The sequence below is a fragment of the Vibrio barjaei genome (assembly GCF_001639065.2).
GTDB lineage: Bacteria > Pseudomonadota > Gammaproteobacteria > Enterobacterales > Vibrionaceae > Vibrio > Vibrio barjaei.
On record NZ_LQXO02000036.1, the window covers coordinates 87781 to 105365 of the forward strand.

At 45.8% G+C, this 17585-nt stretch carries 15 protein-coding genes and 1 tRNA gene; 5 read left to right on the forward strand and 11 right to left on the reverse strand.

Annotation, left to right across the window (positions count from 1 at the left end; all coding sequences use genetic code 11):
- Positions 1-111 precede the first annotated feature (111 nt).
- From gorA to AWH66_RS17830, 3 genes are all read left to right on the forward strand, one after another.
- A complete protein-coding gene (gorA, locus tag AWH66_RS17820) occupies positions 112-1467 on the forward strand; it encodes a glutathione-disulfide reductase (RefSeq protein WP_063604195.1) in 1356 nt (451 codons plus the stop codon).
- A 267-nt stretch (positions 1468-1734) separates the two neighbouring features.
- On the forward strand, positions 1735-3234 hold the full coding sequence (locus AWH66_RS17825) for a glycoside hydrolase family 19 protein (protein WP_063604194.1): 1500 nt from the start codon (positions 1735-1737) through the stop codon (positions 3232-3234).
- A 115-nt stretch (positions 3235-3349) separates the two neighbouring features.
- The gene (locus AWH66_RS17830; RefSeq protein ID WP_063604193.1) at positions 3350-4366 is read left to right on the forward strand and encodes an acyltransferase; all 1017 of its coding nucleotides are present in this window, start codon (positions 3350-3352) and stop codon (positions 4364-4366) included.
- A gap of 3 nt (positions 4367-4369) precedes the next feature.
- Here the strand turns inward: AWH66_RS17830 and AWH66_RS17835 are convergent, their stop codons facing one another.
- The 10 genes from AWH66_RS17835 to AWH66_RS17880 all read right to left on the reverse strand — a co-directional run bounded on the left by AWH66_RS17835 (position 4370) and on the right by AWH66_RS17880 (position 15431).
- The gene (locus AWH66_RS17835) at positions 4370-5290 is read right to left on the reverse strand and encodes an SPOR domain-containing protein (protein ID WP_063604192.1); all 921 of its coding nucleotides are present in this window, start codon (positions 5288-5290) and stop codon (positions 4370-4372) included.
- A gap of 115 nt (positions 5291-5405) precedes the next feature.
- The gene (locus AWH66_RS17840) at positions 5406-6350 is read right to left on the reverse strand and encodes an ABC transporter permease (RefSeq protein ID WP_063604191.1); all 945 of its coding nucleotides are present in this window, start codon (positions 6348-6350) and stop codon (positions 5406-5408) included.
- A gap of 2 nt (positions 6351-6352) precedes the next feature.
- Positions 6353-7330 (reverse strand): ABC transporter permease, encoded by a 978-nt coding sequence (locus AWH66_RS17845; RefSeq protein ID WP_038228651.1) that lies wholly within the window; start codon positions 7328-7330, stop codon positions 6353-6355.
- Positions 7331-7474: 144 nt separating this feature from the next.
- Positions 7475-9028, reverse strand: a complete 1554-nt coding sequence (locus AWH66_RS17850; RefSeq protein ID WP_063604190.1) for an ABC transporter substrate-binding protein — start codon at positions 9026-9028, stop codon at positions 7475-7477.
- Between the two features lie 85 nt (positions 9029-9113).
- Positions 9114-10832: a dipeptide ABC transporter ATP-binding protein gene (locus tag AWH66_RS17855; protein ID WP_063604189.1), complete on the reverse strand. Its 1719-nt coding sequence runs from the start codon at positions 10830-10832 to the stop codon at positions 9114-9116.
- A gap of 663 nt (positions 10833-11495) precedes the next feature.
- Entirely contained in the window at positions 11496-12014 is a 519-nt protein-coding gene (locus AWH66_RS17860; protein ID WP_063604188.1) for a transporter suffix domain-containing protein, read from the reverse strand.
- 56 nt (positions 12015-12070) lie between these two features.
- Entirely contained in the window at positions 12071-13096 is a 1026-nt protein-coding gene (locus AWH66_RS17865; protein WP_063604187.1) for a hypothetical protein, read from the reverse strand.
- A 152-nt stretch (positions 13097-13248) separates the two neighbouring features.
- The gene (locus AWH66_RS17870) at positions 13249-13614 is read right to left on the reverse strand and encodes a hypothetical protein (protein WP_063604186.1); all 366 of its coding nucleotides are present in this window, start codon (positions 13612-13614) and stop codon (positions 13249-13251) included.
- Positions 13615-13723: 109 nt separating this feature from the next.
- A complete protein-coding gene (locus AWH66_RS17875) occupies positions 13724-14551 on the reverse strand; it encodes a LysR family transcriptional regulator (RefSeq protein ID WP_063604185.1) in 828 nt (275 codons plus the stop codon).
- Positions 14541-15431 (reverse strand): LysR family transcriptional regulator, encoded by an 891-nt coding sequence (locus AWH66_RS17880; protein ID WP_063604184.1) that lies wholly within the window; start codon positions 15429-15431, stop codon positions 14541-14543. The genes AWH66_RS17875 and AWH66_RS17880 overlap by 11 nt, the downstream gene beginning before the upstream one ends.
- Positions 15432-15590: 159 nt before the next feature.
- Between AWH66_RS17880 and AWH66_RS17885 the strand changes: the two genes are divergently transcribed.
- Positions 15591-16445 (forward strand): LysR family transcriptional regulator, encoded by an 855-nt coding sequence (locus AWH66_RS17885; protein WP_006072050.1) that lies wholly within the window; start codon positions 15591-15593, stop codon positions 16443-16445.
- Positions 16446-16562: 117 nt separating this feature from the next.
- Entirely contained in the window at positions 16563-17126 is a 564-nt protein-coding gene (locus AWH66_RS17890; protein WP_063604183.1) for a porin family protein, read from the forward strand.
- Positions 17127-17403: 277 nt separating this feature from the next.
- Here AWH66_RS17890 and AWH66_RS17895 read toward each other — a convergent pair.
- Positions 17404-17480: transfer RNA gene (locus AWH66_RS17895), tRNA-Pro, on the reverse strand.
- Positions 17481-17585: the final 105 nt, after the last annotated feature.

Consider the following 17585-nt stretch of genomic DNA (forward strand, 5'->3'; position numbering starts at 1 on the left):
TATGGATAGCGATTCTTAACAAAACATTGCGATGATATTGAGTTCCCTACTCTTCACCCCAATGTACCTGTTATTAGCAATCATAAAATTAATAAGCTCTCGGAGAACGTAATGGCAACGCATTTTGACTATATCTGTATTGGTGGTGGCAGCGGCGGTATCGCATCTGCAAACCGTGCGGCAATGTACGGCGCGAAGGTCGCGCTGATTGAAGCTCAAGATCTTGGCGGTACCTGTGTAAACGTTGGCTGTGTGCCAAAGAAAGTCATGTGGCACGGTGCACAAGTTGCTGAAGCGATGAACCTGTACGCAGAAGACTATGGTTTTGATGTCGACGTTAAAGGCTTCGATTGGAGCAAACTAGTCGAGAGTCGCCAAGCATACATTGGCCGTATTCACCAATCTTACGATCGCGTGCTTGGCAACAACAAAGTTAATGTCATTCGCGGTTTTGCTAAGTTTGTTGATGCGAAAACTGTCGAAGTGAACGGCGAGCACTACACTGCTGATCACATTCTTATTGCCGTTGGTGGTCGCCCTACCATTCCAAATATTCCAGGCGCAGAATACGGCATCGATTCCAATGGTTTCTTTGAGCTAAACGAGCAACCAAAGCGCGTTGCGGTTATCGGCGCGGGCTACATTGCAGTAGAGATCGCAGGTGTTCTACACGCACTAGGTACTGAAACTCACCTGTTCTGCCGTAAAGAATCACCTCTACGTAGCTTTGACCCAATGATTATCGAGACGTTGGTTGAAGTGATGAACACCGAAGGCCCAACGCTGCACACTCACTCCGTGCCTAAAGAAGTGGTTAAAGAGGCGGACGGTAGCCTAACGCTACATCTTGAAAACGGTGAGAGCCAAAATGTTGATACCTTGATTTGGGCGATCGGTCGTCACCCAGCGACAGATGCCATTAATCTTGGTGTTACAGGTGTGGCAACCAACGAGCGCGGCTACATCAAAGTCGATGAGTATCAAACCACGAATGTAGATGGTATTTACTGTGTTGGTGACATCATGGAAGGCGGCATTGAGCTCACTCCAGTTGCTGTTAAAGCAGGTCGCCAGCTTTCTGAGCGCCTATTCAACAACAAACCTGATGCGAAGATGGACTACGACCTAGTACCAACTGTGGTATTCAGTCACCCACCTATCGGCACCATCGGCCTAACCACACAACAAGCGGAAGAGAAATACGGCAAAGATAACATCAAAGTCTACACCTCTGGCTTCACTGCTATGTACACGGCAGTAACGAAGCACCGCCAGCCATGCAAGATGAAACTGGTTTGTGCTGGTCCAGAAGAAACGGTTGTTGGCTTGCACGGCATCGGCTTTACTGTTGATGAAATGATTCAAGGTTTTGGCGTTGCGATGAAGATGGGCGCGACCAAAGCAGACTTCGACTCTGTCGTGGCAATTCACCCAACGGGTTCTGAGGAATTCGTTACCATGCGCTAACGCATACACTCCCTTTTCAAAGCCCAGCATCTCATGCTGGGCTTTTTTGTTTTAGAGCCATTGCACACTTCAACGAGAGTTTCACCTTAGTCACTCAAGCAAGGTTTGAAATGCCTCGCATAGAGAAAGCATCAAGCACGAAATTCGTGGGTTCCACAACCAATCTTCCATGGCCTTTTCTATAGTTTGTTGCGCTAGAAAGTAACGTCTCCTCACTACAGGTGAATCTATCTAGCCAAGATAAATAATATTGAAAAGGAACGTCAGATGAAAACCTCTCGATGGCTTATAGCAGCGAGCACTGCCTGCTTGAGCTTACCTGCCCTTGCGGTAAACCCGCACCCCGATCCACAAAATCCAACCGGATATATTATTGCCCGTAGCGACATACAAAATAGTGAAGCAAGCAAAACCAGCAACCCCATGTACACTGTGTGGGCTGAAGCATTGCAGACAGCCTCAAACTCTGTCGTGGATTCGATTGATGCAGGCTTGGCAACCAACCCAAGCAACGTAAAACGGGCTGAGCGAGTCTTCCCACGTGATGAGTGGGACTTTCTCACTCATATGGCTGCGCCAGAGTACACCTATCAGCGCTTTTTGCAGGCTATTGGTAAATTTCCAGCGTTTTGCGGTGACTATAGCGACGGTCGAGATGCCGATGCTATTTGTAAGCGTTCCATCGTGACCGCCTTCGCTCATTTTGCCCAAGAGACCGGAGGCCATATCGCCAAGGATAACTCTTGGGATAACCCCTTAGCTCTCGAAGAATGGCAGCAAGCACTGGTTCATGTGCGCGAAATGGGTTGGTCCGAAGGACAACCAGGCTATACCACGGGGTGTGGTCAGAATGATTGGCAAAACAAACGTTGGCCTTGCGCCGCCAACCAAGGCTATTTTGGTCGTGGCGCCAAACAACTCTCTTACCACTTCAACTATGGCCCTTTTTCTGAAGTGATGTTTGATGGTGATGCAACGGTGTTACTTGATAACCCAACGCTTGTGGCTGACTCGTGGTTAAACCTCGCCTCTGCTATCTGGTTTTTCTTAACGCCACAAGCACCAAAGCCCGCCATGTTGCATGTGATTGATAGAACCTGGGTACCATCTCAGCGAGAAGTGGAGGCTGGTATTGGCTATGGGTTTGGTACCACCATCAACATCATTAATGGCGGTATTGAATGTGGGGAGCAGAATAAAAACAAAGGGCAGCCAGTTAACCGAATTCGTTACTGGGAAGGGCTAGCTGCACACTATCAGATTCCTATTGAAGCCGATGAAAGCAATACGTGTTGGCAACAAACCCCTTATGGCAGCTTGAACTTAAACGGCGCGACAGATGTACTTTACACTAACTGGGAAGCCAGCTGGACTTATCATGCAGACCGTCCCGGTGGTGTCTCTTTTGAATGTAACTTGGTCGGCTACCAAACTGCCTATTCTGCTCTCGTACCCGGTGACTATGAAAAGTGCGTCACCAACTTTTATGGCTCCCACGCCAATTGGCCAGAAGTGCGAATTGTGGACACTCTTCCCTCAACAGATAACGGCAACGGAGGTACTGGTGACGGCAATAGTGGTGGAAGCACCACCACGCCACCTGAAATTAATCTAATTACTTGGGTTCCGGGTAGTACATCTGTCAGCAATGGCGATATCGTAAGCTACCAAGGAAAGTGTTTTATTGCCAAGAACAACCCTGGTGTATGGGAGTCACCCACACAATCAAACTGGTTCTGGGATGAAGTCGTTTGCCCTTCAGCGTGAACAAACCACTCAAAACTGCTCTGTATGGAGCAGTTTTTACACAACTTTTATCTAAGTACTCTTCCCGCATCTGATTATATTTCTTATAGTTTCTAAAGACTGTAAGGAGTTATTAATGGATAAAAAGCACATATTTTTCTTCGATGCCATGCGCTGTGTGGCGGCACTCGCTGTCATCATTATTCATGCGCTAGGCCCTTACCGTCATGAACTCGGGCAGATCCCTATGGGCGAATGGATTACCGCCATCACCTTTAATGGCTTCAGCCGCTGGGCAGTCCCGGTGTTTATTTTGATAACCGGCGCCCTCATGCTTAACGACACGCGACCGTTTGATATGAAATATTATCTGTCTCGTCGTCTCGGCAAAGTGCTGATTCCATTTATCGCATGGTCACTTTTCTACGCTTACTTATCCGGATGGACCATTGAAGGCTTTAACGGTAATACGGTTAAAGAAGTCTTGTCTGAGAGCTATCACCATCAGACCTATTACCACCTTGGGTTCTTTTACTACTTTATTCCGCTGTATGTGGCGATCCCGTTCTTGCAGGTGTTCGTTCGCAAGTTTGATGACAGTGCACTTTACGCATTTACCGGCCTTTGGTTACTCACTACGCTCTTGTTCTTATTAAGAGTGGATGGGCCTTGGAGCGAGCAGTTCTGGCTTTATATGGGCTTGTTGCCATTAGGCTATATCCTGTATCAAAAACTGCCAGCAAGCCGAGGTGTGGTTACTGTGTCCATTATTCTGGGTGTTGGTGCGATGGCGCTGAGCAGTTATATGGTGGTTCAAGGAAGTATTGAAGAAGGTCGTTATTATGTTGGACGCTGGTTCTCTTACAAGACTCTAAATACCGTCCTAGCGGCCAGCATGATATTTATTGTTTGCAAAGCCCACGCCGACAAGCTTTGGCCAAGAGCCAAGAAAGTGGTGAGCTTTATTAGTAAATACAGCTTGGGTATTTATATTCTTCACCCGCTATTCTTGTGGCCGATGAACGAACTCGGCCTACATCAAGGTCACCCAATCTATATAATTCCATTTTGGGTTATTGTCAGCGGCAGTTTGGCATTAGCAACCAGTTGGTTGTTGTCACTCAGCAGTAAGACTCGTTGGTTATTGCCTTAAAGGTTATTTACCCACACACACTACATTGAGCAAAGTATTGCCTTTTAACGGTGATACTTTGCCATTAGTAAACAGCCCTTTCTGACCATCTCCCCAATATGGCATTTGTAGTGGCCAGCGATTTTTCTGCATCACTTGTGATTTTACCAAGGCCTGCCAGTCTTCATTACTTGCCAAATGCATATCAAGGTCACTGCATACCTTTATGGCAGACTGATAACTCAAGCGGTTCCACGCTTTATCATGTTCCATATAGAACTGATGACTACTATTAGCGATATAAGGCACGTTATAACGCTGTCCATTAACTTCAGCATTTAACCGAACACTCAATGAAGCCTTAGCGCTGGTCGCAAGAGGCGTTATCTTCCCAGCTTTCTTTACTGGTTCCTCAATCGCTTTTGCCACTGGCTTAGCGGCTTTAGCGGGTACTTGCGGCGTCACTTTGGCAGTACGTTGAGGTGCATTGGCAGAAGCGTTTCGTTCCACTTGGCGGATAAAGGCATCACGATAACCAGATAAGGCTTTGACTTGAACAAGCTCTTGCTTGGCGATCTCAGCGTCGCTATATGGCCCAATCAGACAACGATAGCTGTTTTTCTGGGGTAGCATCCACACATCGGTGGTGATTTTAGCGTACAAGGTTTTCGCTTGAGTTAGTGCCATAGGTGCATCAAGAATGCCGCATTGAATCCAATAAAGCGATGTCGCGCTCACAGGAACGTCATGGCTCCAAATCCCATCTCCAATCGGACAGGATTTATCTAAAACCGGCAGTTCATTGATGGAGGGCTGGGAAGCGTCACACAACGTATCCTCAGCATAAACTGGTAAAGGAGCCACACTACTGGTTAACAACAAGGTGCCCAACAAAGCACTAAACGAAAAACAACCGAATCCCTTTACACCATTTAAAGAGCTCATAAACATCCTCTGAACACTCTTGGCTATCGTTATCAGCGGCACAAATAAAAAGAGCCGCAATTATCTGCGACTCTTAGTGTAGTGACGATCGGGATTAAAAATCAATCACTCTGGATCACCCTTTGTAGATTTTCGGGTTGAATACATCACGTAGCCAGTCACCTAGTAGGTTAATAACCAACACTAAGGTAATCAGAACGATGCCTGGGAACACGGTAATCCACCACGAACCAGAGAAGATGTAGTTAAAGCCGATACTGATCAAGGAGCCCAATGATGGCTGGTCTACTGGCAAACCAAGACCTAAGAACGATAGTGCCGCTTCGGACATGATAGCGTTCGCAACCTGTACCGTTGAGATAACCAAAATTGGCGACAAACAGTTAGGCAGAATATGACGGAACATGATACGTGGTGCTCTAAAGCCCATCACTCGCGCAGCTTCTACATACTCTTTCTTTTTCTCTGCAAGAACCGAGGCACGGATAGTACGCGCATACTGCGGCCATTCCGCCACACCAATGATCACGACCAACATGGTCACGGCATATTGGCTATAGAACTCCGTACCGAAGCTGGCCTTAAAGATAGCAGAGACAATGATCGCAACCATCATGGTTGAAAACGACAACTGAACATCAGCAAAACGCATCAAGAAGCTATCGATACGACCACCGAAGTAACCCGCCGATAGGCCAATCACAATACCTAGGAATAACTGTAAACCTACCGCTAGGAAACCAATGGTCAGAGACAGTCGAGAACCATAAAGAATGGTGGATAAAATATCACGACCTTGGTCATCGGTACCTAATACGAAGTTCTCGTCACCGTCTTCCATCCAAGATGGCGGCAGCTCCGAGTCCATAATATCGATAGACGATAAGTCATATGGGTCAGAAGGGGCGATGACGGGCGCAGCTAGTGCCAACACCAAGAACATCATAAAGACCGTAAAACTTGCCATAGCGACTTTGTCGCGCTTGAAGTAATACAAGAAGTCCGAGTTTTTAAAACGCTCCCACACTGAAGGAGCAGCGGCTACATTTACTTGGCTCATAGTTATGCTCCTTTTCCAGTTAGGTTTACGGTTGGGTTAATCAAGCCGTACAACAAGTCAACGATAGTGTTCGTCACCACGAAAATAAGGCCAACGAAAATAACGTAAGCGGTAATCAATGGTGTATCCACACGGTTAATCGCTTCAAGGAAAAGGAAGCCTGTGCCAGGCCACTGGAAGACAGTTTCAGTCAGGATGGTATACGCCACCATAGTACCGATCTGAACACCACCAACGGTCAAAACAGGTAACATCGTGTTTTTAAGGGCATGTTGATAGTAGATTTTTTTAAGAGGTAGCCCTTTTGCTTTGGCAAATTTGATGTATTCGGAGCTCAGTACTTCTAGCATCTCAGAACGAACCAAGCGGATGAAAAGTGGCAACATAATCGATGCCAGTGCGACACATGGCAAGATAAGGTGCTTAATACCATCGATCGTGAAGAACCCAGACTCCCAACCGAGCACATTCGCGGTTTCACCACGTCCGAAAGACGGTAGCCAGCCTAACTCAATAGAGAAGACATACATCAGCATGATCGCCGTTAGGAAAACCGGAATCGAGATACCAATACTACTGCCAGCCATCACCAATTTGGTAAAGAAACTTTTTGGATGAATTGCCGAGTACACACCGAGTGGTATCGATAAACAAATAATAATAAGCGTCGCGCCGAATACCAGCTCTAGTGTTGCCACCAGCTTATCGAGAATAACCTCAACGGCAGGACGTTTGAAAAAGTATGAAGTGCCAAGATCGCCTTGCAGCGCTGCACCAATAAAACGAGTGTATTTTGTTACGAAAGGATCGTTGAGGCCCAACTCATCACGCAGTGCTTGACGCTCTGCTTCCGAAACCGACTGACCTACAAGCTCACGCAGCGGGTCACCCAGGTTATCCTGAATGGCAAACGCCACCAAACTGATCACAAACATCACTATCAGTGCCTGAAACAGGCGCTTGACCAGAAACGAAAACATTCCTTGCCCCTTAACTATCCATAGATCTCATTGAGAGAGAAACATTCAGTCTTAATAACCGCTCAATCCGACTGAAATAAACTGAGCAGAGTAGAGAGAATTGAGGAGGGGAACACTCCCCTCCTACACCACAATCACTTGTGATTATTCAACCACTAGATCGCCAAAGTAAGGCATTACCATAGGGTTAACAATTGCTGCTGCTTTCACGTTAGACTTCGCGCCCCACGCTTCACTTTGCCAGTGTAGCGGTACAAATGCTGCGTCGTTGTATAGTGTTGCTTCAACGCCTTTCAGCATTTCAGCACGCTTAGCAGGATCCGTTTCTACGTTCGCTGCTTCAACAATCGCATCCATTTCTGGGTTTGAGTAGTGACCACAGTTGTACTGACCACGACCAGTTTCTTCGTTACGAGTCATTGTTAGGAACTCATTGAAGTTCGCTGAATCTTCAGTATCTGAGTGCCAACCGATCATCATCATGTCCGCTGCACACACATCAAACTCTGGCCAGTATTGCGCTTTAGGCATGGTCTTAAGATCAACTTTAATGCCGATCTTAGACAGCATCGCTGCCGCTGCTTGCGCTACTTTCGCGTCGTTCACATAACGGTTGTTAGGTGCCATCATCGTTAGCGTGAAGCCATTCTCATAGCCAGCTTCTTTCATCAACTCTTTCGCTTTTTTCACGTCGTAACGTGGAACAAGCGCATCGTTGTGACCAACGTAGCCTGTTGGGCTTTGCTGACCAGCAGCGGTTGCGAAGCCTTTCATGATTTTCTTAACGATACCTTCGTTGTTGATTGCGTGAACAATCGCCTGACGAACGCGAACATCTTTCAGTGCTTCGTTGCTTTCTTGGTTCATTTGGAACGTGATGATACGCGTACCAGGTAGCGTCACTAAATCAACACCTTCAGCGCTAGCTACACGTTTGTGGTCGTTTGGCGCAACTGGGTGAATCATATCAACACCACCAGAAAGAAGTGCTGCTACACGCGTCGCGTCTTCTTTAATTGGTACTAATGTTAGCTTGTCTACGTTACCTTTGGTTTCTTTGTCCCAATAGTCAGCGAAACGCTCAAATTCAACCTTAACGCCTTGCTCACGAGCTGTGACGATGAAGGGGCCAGTACCAGAAACATGCGTCGATGCAAAAGAGTTACCGTGCTTAACTAGCTCAGATTTGTCTTTGCCATCTGCCGTTTTACCTGAGTAAAACTTGCTGTCCATAGGGAAGATGTACGTCGCTGTTTGTAGTACAAGTGGGTAAGGACCTTTAGTCACTAGGTCAAACGTGTAGTCATCAACCTTAACGATTTTCTCGTACGGGTCGAAGATAGCTTTAAAGTCAGGAGAGCTTTGAAGACGGTTAAATGTCCAAACAACATCGTCTGCTGTTAGGCCATTACCAGAGTGGAACTTAACGCCTTCACGTAGCTTAAAACGAACCGTTGTGTCATTCACACGTTCCCAGCTTTCAGCCAGACGAGGTTCGAAGTCCATTTCTTGGGTGAAACGAACGAGTGGGTCAAATACCATGTGTGACATTTGCAATGTGCCACCAGACAACTGCTCATGCGGGTCTAGAGATACTGGGTCAGCTGCATAGCCAACTTTGATATCTGCTGCCAGAGTATTAAAACTTAGGCCCGCTGCCATTAGCGCTACTGCTAATTTGCTTTTCATGGTTCTCATTTGCATAACTCCTTCATGCGGGGATCCGGATCCCTTGTTGTTGTGTTTGCTTCTGTTATCGAGTCCCAATAGGGAATTGTATGGCTTACGCCGTTTTTGCTACATCATCTCTTAAGCCTTTGAATTCAGGCATTAAGGAAATTAGGTGCTGACTGTATTCATGCTGCGGATCAGTAAATAGCTGCTCCGTCGGTGCCACTTCCAATAGCGTACCCATTTGCATCACGCCCACTCGGTCACACATTTGACGAATTACAGGCAAGTCATGACTGATGAACAGCATGGTCAGGTTAAGTTCTTGTTGTAGATCTTTGAGTAGGTTAAGTATTTGAGCCTGAACCGATACATCAAGTGCCGACGTTGGTTCGTCACAAATCAACAAACGTGGGCGCGTTGCTAGTGCACGCGCGATAGAAATACGCTGACGCTGACCACCAGAGAACTCGTGTGGGTATTTCACCCCCGCCATTTTTCCTAAACCTACGTGCTCCAACAGGTCTTCGACGATTCGTTTAGTTTCGGTCTCGTTTGCCGTCAATTTATGGAAACGAATTGGCTCTGCGATGATGTCGTAGATTTTCATACGAGGGTTCATCGAAGTATACGGGTTCTGAAACACCATCTGCATCTGGCGACGCATCGGGCGACGCTCTTTCTCAGACTTCAGCGACGTAAGGTCAATACCTTCAAACGTGACTTTGCCAGAGTTAGGGGCATATAGACCCGCAATCACACGTGCAATGGTCGATTTACCCGATCCCGATTCACCCACTAATCCAAACGTTTCACCTTCATGCACTTCGAAGCTAACGTTGTTTGACGCTTGAACGTACTCACGTCGGCTTTCAAATAGCGAATCTTTCGTAACGAAGCGTAGGTTGACGTTTTCTACGTTAAGAAGCGGACCAGTATAATCACGGTGATCCTGGCTTTGACCCAACCAGTGGTTCTTAACATCTAAAGGTTCCATCTCATGTGCTTCTTCGATGTAGCTCACGAGAGGGAAACGATCGAGTTTCATGTCTGAACGCGGTACTGCTGAAATCAGGCTACGTGTGTATGGGTGATCGGGTTCACCCAGTACTTTTGCCGTTGGCCCAAACTCTACCAAGTCACCACGGTACATTACCGCTACGCGATCCGTTACGTTAGAAACCACACCCATATCGTGCGTCACCAACATACAACCAACATTGTTCTTGATACACAGATCGCGAATCAAACCTAAGATTTGATCCTGAATCGATACATCAAGTGCCGTCGTGGGTTCGTCTGCAATGATAAGATCCGGTTCGCCGGCAAGCGCGATAGCGATCACCACACGCTGACGCATACCACCAGAGAATTGGTGAGGGTATTGCTTCAAGCGGTTTTCTGGTTGTGGGATACCCACTTGATTCATGAGATTGAGCGCGCGTTGATACGCTTCATCATCCGATACCTTCATATTGGCATGGATGGTTTCTTTTAATTGTTGCTCAACAGTGAATAGTGGGTTGAGAGAGGTCATTGGGTCTTGAAATATAAACCCGATTTTTGAGCCACGAACTTTGCGCATCGCTTCTGGCGTTAAACCAGAGACTTTTTCTCCATCTAGGAAAACCTCACCACTAGCAATAACGCCAGGAGGTGAAAGCAAATCGATAACAGCGTTACCTACCGTTGATTTGCCCGCGCCGGACTCCCCAACCACACCAACTATTTCGCCGCGTTCAATATTGAACGACAAAGATTTAACCGCGGCATGTACCCCATGGCGTGATGGGTATTCGATACGAAGATCTTTTACTTCTAATAGTGACATTACCAGACCTCTACTGCTTTGGCAGCTTTCTGCCCCTGTCTGAAAAATTGAATCCATTCTTAGGCAGCATTTTCTGCTGACTATTTATAAGGGCATCAATTTGGCAAATCTTTCACAGAAAAGCAACAAAAATAGGATAAAAATTCGAAATTGAGCAAATCTAAAGCAGTATAAATAAATATATATGCAATTTAAGTACATATAGTAGTGATACAAGTGGCATGAAAAGTTGATGTACACTCAGAAATTCGTGCTAGACAACGAATATAAAACGCCGAACTTCACGTTATCGGCAATATTTATGACTAATGCCACTCGCATATTTATTCTGATGTAGTTTTAACACTATAGAAACATAAATTTTGTAACATGACAGAGTGCAGCACCAAACTCTAGATCTTCGTCACATTTAATACACTGATCACTTTGATAAGTCGATTGCACAGTATTTTCCGCTATTGTGATTTACAACAAGTCACAACCCTGCATATTGAACAAAATACTGGCCATCGTGCGATCGGTAGAATTTAGCTCCAATTCTTACTCATGAAGAATGGGGGAAATGTTATTCAATGGCTGTTCTCATAGACGAACCACTGAAGATTTAGCCGTAACAATGGCACTTAACAGTCAAAATCACCTATCAAGCGCCACAATTACGTTTTAGTGAGGTGTAGTTGTCGGTTCAAAACGGAAAATAGCTTCTATTTTCCTCCACAATTGTTCGCCCGCTATAAATATCGCCGCTACAAAGGTGATATCACAAGCCAGTGCTATCACCTTTCTATGCTCTATCCAGTCCATACCAAAGGTTGGAAAGTAAAACAGCACCATATTCATAACAGGGCCCGCCACTACCATCAGTAGTAATCCCATATAGTAGCCAAATCTTGTAGAGTGGCGACTAGGCTTGAGCTTCAGTAAATGTCTAACAAACCAATTTCTGATTTGCTGTAGGCGCTCCTTGCCTAACAAGCACAGAGCGACAATAGTCGCCACTTCAGGTACACCAAAAATCATTGCACCGCTGAGTAACGCTTTTTTACTGCTGCAAATCTCCATTGAACTAATCAAGGGAATAAGTAACGGACTCGATAAAGCGAGCAACAACGACATTATGCCCAAGCTAACCCGCAAATAAGCTAATGCTGAGCGGAACAAAACGCCAAAATCTAATTTCATATAAGGAACACCCTGTTACCCCTCATATAAAATGAGGGGGATAGAAGGGAAAACGACTAGTGTATGTCTCTGCGGAGCACCGAGGTCTTACAGCGCATTCCACCACAAAGCTTCGCGTGATGAGAAAATGGAACGGTCACAACCGTTAATCCTTTTGCTTCCAGTTTTCGATTGAGAGCTGGGGTCTCTTCTGGCATTAGGATGTGGCTTTCATCAAGCATCACTGCACACGGCCCGGTTGCCAGCGCTTCTTCTCTGTTTGCCCATACCACATCAAAGTCATCCATAAATTCAGGTAAACCGTTTGGAAAGGCGTCTCGATAAGCGATCACAAGTTTAGGACCGGCCACACACATAACAGCAAACAAGTGATGGATTCCGGTATCTTCCACTTCTGTGATACATACTTGGTAACCATCGTGTTCTAGCATGCGCTTAACCCACTCAGCGCCACGAGCATTAGTTGATGAAGGACCTGTTGCCACCAGTATTCTTCCATCACCAAGGTTGAGCACATCTCCCCCCTCATAAATGTAATCTCGATTTAGGGTCGGCCTTGGTGCCGTGTAATGTAGAACGTGGTTATCACCATCAATAAAGGGGAGATGGAGTTCTCGCACTGGCGCTATAGAAGCCCAGCTCATATCGCTTGCCCAGACATTCTCCAAAACATTTCGACCTACCACCCAAATAGGTTCTGCAGCGAAGATTTGGGTAAAAACATTCGTTCTTTGGCACGCGGCTATTTCTTCTTCAGACACTTCCCTAGCCTGATGAACCTTTATACCAAAGTCCTGAAATGCTTTGATCAACGCGTCATTCTCACGCTCTAGGGCCGCAGAAAATGATGGAGAAGCATGAGAAAGTAACTGCCCTCCCGCTTTTTCACAGAGATCATATAGGTCGGGCTGCAGTACACTCTGATATGTTGCTTTTACCTCTTCTGTTAGCACCGGCAGGCGGAAGTTCTGGCTGTAACCCACAGCCACCTCTCGGAGCTTTCCATAAAGGTTAAACTCTCCATAACTGTGTCTAGTTGCGGCTGGTACATAGACTTGGTGTTGTGTTGTGATTTTCGACATAGGATTACTCCCCAAATAAGTTAGAAAAAGAGAGTCCTTTCTCCGATGAACAATTTGAGGTTAACCTAATAGGCTAAAGTGCAAAAAACACTCTACGCAGTGAAAGGCTTTCACTTTGGGGGGGAATACCATAAGATAACTGAAACAGAGGGCTAGCGCGCCCTGACCACCACTCGATAGGAAACCACCCCCTCAACTTCAACACCCGCTTCACTACCAATGTAAGTCGACATGCTGGGCAATTGCAGTTGATTCGAGTTTAACGGCTCACTATTACTTTGCTCGATTATGGTGTAATGCAAGTCGGCAATATTGTTTGCCACTGACGACTCGCTGACCAGGAACACGCGAGTATGCTTGTCTTTTTTAATCAACTTGCTTTCTCGCAACCCAATGGTGACATCACCACGAAACACGTTCACAACATTGAGTTGCAATTCAGCGACATAGTCTGCTGCACGTAAGGAAGGAGCGGCGATTAACACCAAAATGATGGATAGCTTTCGTAAACAACCCATTTCTATCACCTTTACACGTTTTCTTCGGAACAGCAGCGTAGTCGAGTTAAGTTCAGTTCAGAAAAAAACTTAAACTCTGAACGTAAATCCATACAGCACTGGTAACCAACTAGCTTCTGTTCAACTGAATATAACGAACTAGGCGATTAACCAACTTGGCTTCTGCTTTTAACTGTTGCTGCCAGACCAAGCTAAAGTGCCGTTGATAGCTTGGTTTTTCCGTCAGTTCTACCTTGCCTTCGCTCAAAGCCATAATTACCTCACCTTTTGGTAGCCAGCCTTTGCCATAAAAATTTACCAAGGCTTCAAGCATATCAACCGGTCGGTTAAATGAAATGAGGTCTTTGTACTGGTGTGTATTGTTAACCCACAACGGCTGCCCGTTTTCATCGTGAACAGACATCATACGATGCTGTTTGTTTGTCTGTAACGGTGCCTGTACCTCGACAAACTCACGCCCCCCAACGTGTTGAGCTTCAAGAAAGGGAGGTAAGTGCGATAACGGTTGAGTCAATGCTAAATCACATTGCTGTTTTATCAAGAGCTGATGAATGGTTGCCGTATCTGTGCGAAACAAATCTATGCTTCGAAGCGAATTGTCAGTAATGATGAGCTGAGAGAGCTGATTCACTTCATCCAGTGCGATGCCGTAATCAAAACAAACCCGCAGCTTTTTGACATTCTCTTTGCTGGAGAAAGTGTGAGTGAGGGCCAGCACCTCATCAAACTCCATTGCTCGCGGTAAAAATCTCAGACCAAAAGAAGACAGCTTGAGTGGTCGAGTGCCTTTGATAAACAGCTCGCAACCAAGAGAAGCTTCCAAACGACTCACTGTTGCCGTAAGTGCTGGCTGACTTTTGCCAAGTGCTCGTGCCGCTTTTCTCACGCTGCCATGATGAGCAATAGCAACAAAAATTTTGATTTGGTCAAGAGTCATCCTGTTGTCTACCTCTCATTGACTTGCTCATCGCCCAGTCTGTCAAACATTGCAACACTTGACTCCCTGTTAAATGCTCTCCCCAGAAAACCGACACTCCCCAAGTCGCTTTAAGGTGCGGTTCTGTCACGATTTTCATAGTGTCTGTTAGATCAATATTGTTGTACACCGCAGACGTATGACTCGGTAACTCCGAAAGAATGGCAGCTATTTGTTGATGATCGGTGACTCGAATTTGCCAAGGACAAGGGAAATCGAAGCGCTTGTATATTGGAGCGGAAGTTCGCTTAGCATGAGAAATAGAGAGTTGAGGCAGTGTCAGAAGGTGGCCACTGTCGAACACGATTGGCGACTGGTTGCTGGATTCTAACAGCCCTTCACTACTGGTTATCAAGTAACTATCCACAGTACCAAGTGAAAAAAAGTTTGGTGTTTCGGGCCAAGGTAAATCAACCAGTGTCACTATCCAATCTAGGCACTGAGCATTAAAGGCGGCAATCAATTCATCACTAGGCAAGCAATTGACTCTAATACTGATATTCAAATCGATGATAGAAGCCAAGATTTCTTGTTGCCAGACTCGAGGTAAAGCGATATCAACACCGAGTGTCATCTGTGTTGGTGACTCAACGGCCACTGCGTTTTTTAGCTCGTAGTAACTAGCAATCACAGCCTCTGCCCAAGGAAGTATCGCCTCCCCTTTTTCCGACAACTGTTTCTTGCCCGTGCCAACGACAAACAACTCACCCCAGCGGCTTTCCAAATTCTGTATCGCCAGACTTACTGGGCCGTGAGTCTTGCCAAGCTTTTCAGCCGCCGCTACCACCGATCCTGTTTTCGCAACAGCGACAAAGCTCTCTAACTGCTCTATTGAAGCCAAGTGATAACCTTTTTAAACCATTAGTTCTAGATATTAGTTTATCAAAGATATTTACCATGGCTTCACTTTTTAGGGAAAGCTCTGATTTTGGCTTGCAACATCATGTAGGGAATACGGGATAAGACAAGCACATTCACCCAATGTCTATATGAGGTTCTTATGAATATCAATGCCATCAAAGCGTTTGTTATTACTACCGAGCTCGGCTCCATTTCCGCTGCTGCGAAAGCGATGAACAAAGGTCGGGTCCAAGTAAGTCAATGGATCGCCAATCTTGAGTTGGATTGGGGGATCGAGCTGTTTGATCGTGCTGGGCACAAACCCGTGTTAACAGAACAAGGTCAAGCGCTCTTGGATAAAGCATCATCCATTCTACAGCTGTCTGAAAAGTTAGCGTCTCATGTCGAGAAAATAAACGGTTCAGGCGCAGGCTGCATCCGACTTGGGATCACGACATTTATCGACCCGAAAATTGTTTCTCATCTTATCCACCAGCTGCGCGACATTGATGCTGAAATGGATCTGCAGATTGAATTTTCGCCTTGTGATGACCTCATCGCGTCATCTGACTACGACTTTATTATTAGTCACTATCCCTATAGCGGGATTGGTCACTGGGAGTTTATGAATGTCACACAGCGCCAATTCGTTTCAGTCTGCGCACCTCAACATTCCATCGCCCAACTCGATGAAGTCTCTACAGAACAGCTGAGTCAGCATTTGGCTATCGCTATTACGCAGCAAAATGAATCTTTATGGGGTAGCTACAAGTTCGACACCATGTCGGTCAACAACGTGGCAACCGCAAGACAACTCGCCAAAGATGGCATTGGATGGATCTGTATCGATCAAGACTCGATTAAACATGAGTTGAACAATAATGAGCTCGTCATCATCAATCACCGCGAAGCCATTCAGCGAAGTAAGTTTGGCCTTGGCTACCGCGATTCACACTGTGCTAATGGAATACGAGAAGTGCTCTATAACGTTCTTCGTCAGCACGTCTCGCACTAGCGCCGCCTCTGTCATAAACATCGACAGAGTCTGATTTTTACAAAAACGCGCTCCTGATTACTATGCGCTTCGAAACACACAATAAGGTCAAAAGACCAAACTTTAAACGAGGAAAATATGAAAAAAGCAACTTTGAAAACCGCTACTTTGCTAGCTTTAATGGGCGCAGTTTCAGCTCCAGCTTTAGCCACAAGCGATTCTGGTTTTTATCTGGGGACTTATCTAGGTACGATGTCAGCTAAGAACACTGACAATATAGTAAATTCGAAAACTGAAACATCAGTGAAGAGCAACTTTCGCTCACTAGGCCTTAAAGCGGGTTATGACTTTAACTCGATGTTTGGGGCGGAAATGCGTCACAGTCGCGACAGCGGCAAGGTAGAGAAAAATGGTCAAGGTTTAGAAGTTGGCAGTCAAACCGGACTTTACGGAAAGATCAAATTCAATGTATCAGACAACATTGAGCTGTATGGCTTAGCTGGTGTGAATAACATCCGCCTAAAACAAGCTGGTTATAAAGGAAATGACAACAAAAAGACCATCAATTCCTTCTCATACGGTGTTGGTGCTCAATACAACTTTACCAACTCACTAGGTGCAAACTTAGAGTTGATGAAGCTGTCGAACCACAAGCAGTTTGATGCACACTCTATCAACCTAGGCCTAGCTTACAAATTCTAATTCTCTATACAACCTAACCAAGTTTGCAAGGATGCAACTTGCCCACTCCAACTTAGCACTAAGCCTTCTCTTTGCTGCCTTTACCTCTCACTCTATTTATTACCATCCCAAAATGCAAAAAGCCCCATCATATAACAAGACTCACTTGAACTAGATATTTAACAAACAGAGCTACTAAAGACGAAAGTGTATTGCGCCTTATCATCCAACTTTCGGTTCAATAAACCAGATTTCAGACGAAAAAAAGCCCCGTCTTTTCGACGAGGCTTTTAAATGGTGGTCGGTGAAGAGGGATTCGAACCCCCGACCCTCTGGTCCCAAACCAGATGCGCTACCAAGCTGCGCTATTCACCGACGATGTTTTATTACGAGTTAAATCGTAAAGGGGAGCAAACGCTACCAAAATAAATGGGGTGGCTAACGAGATTCGAACTCGCGACCACCGGAATCACAATCCAG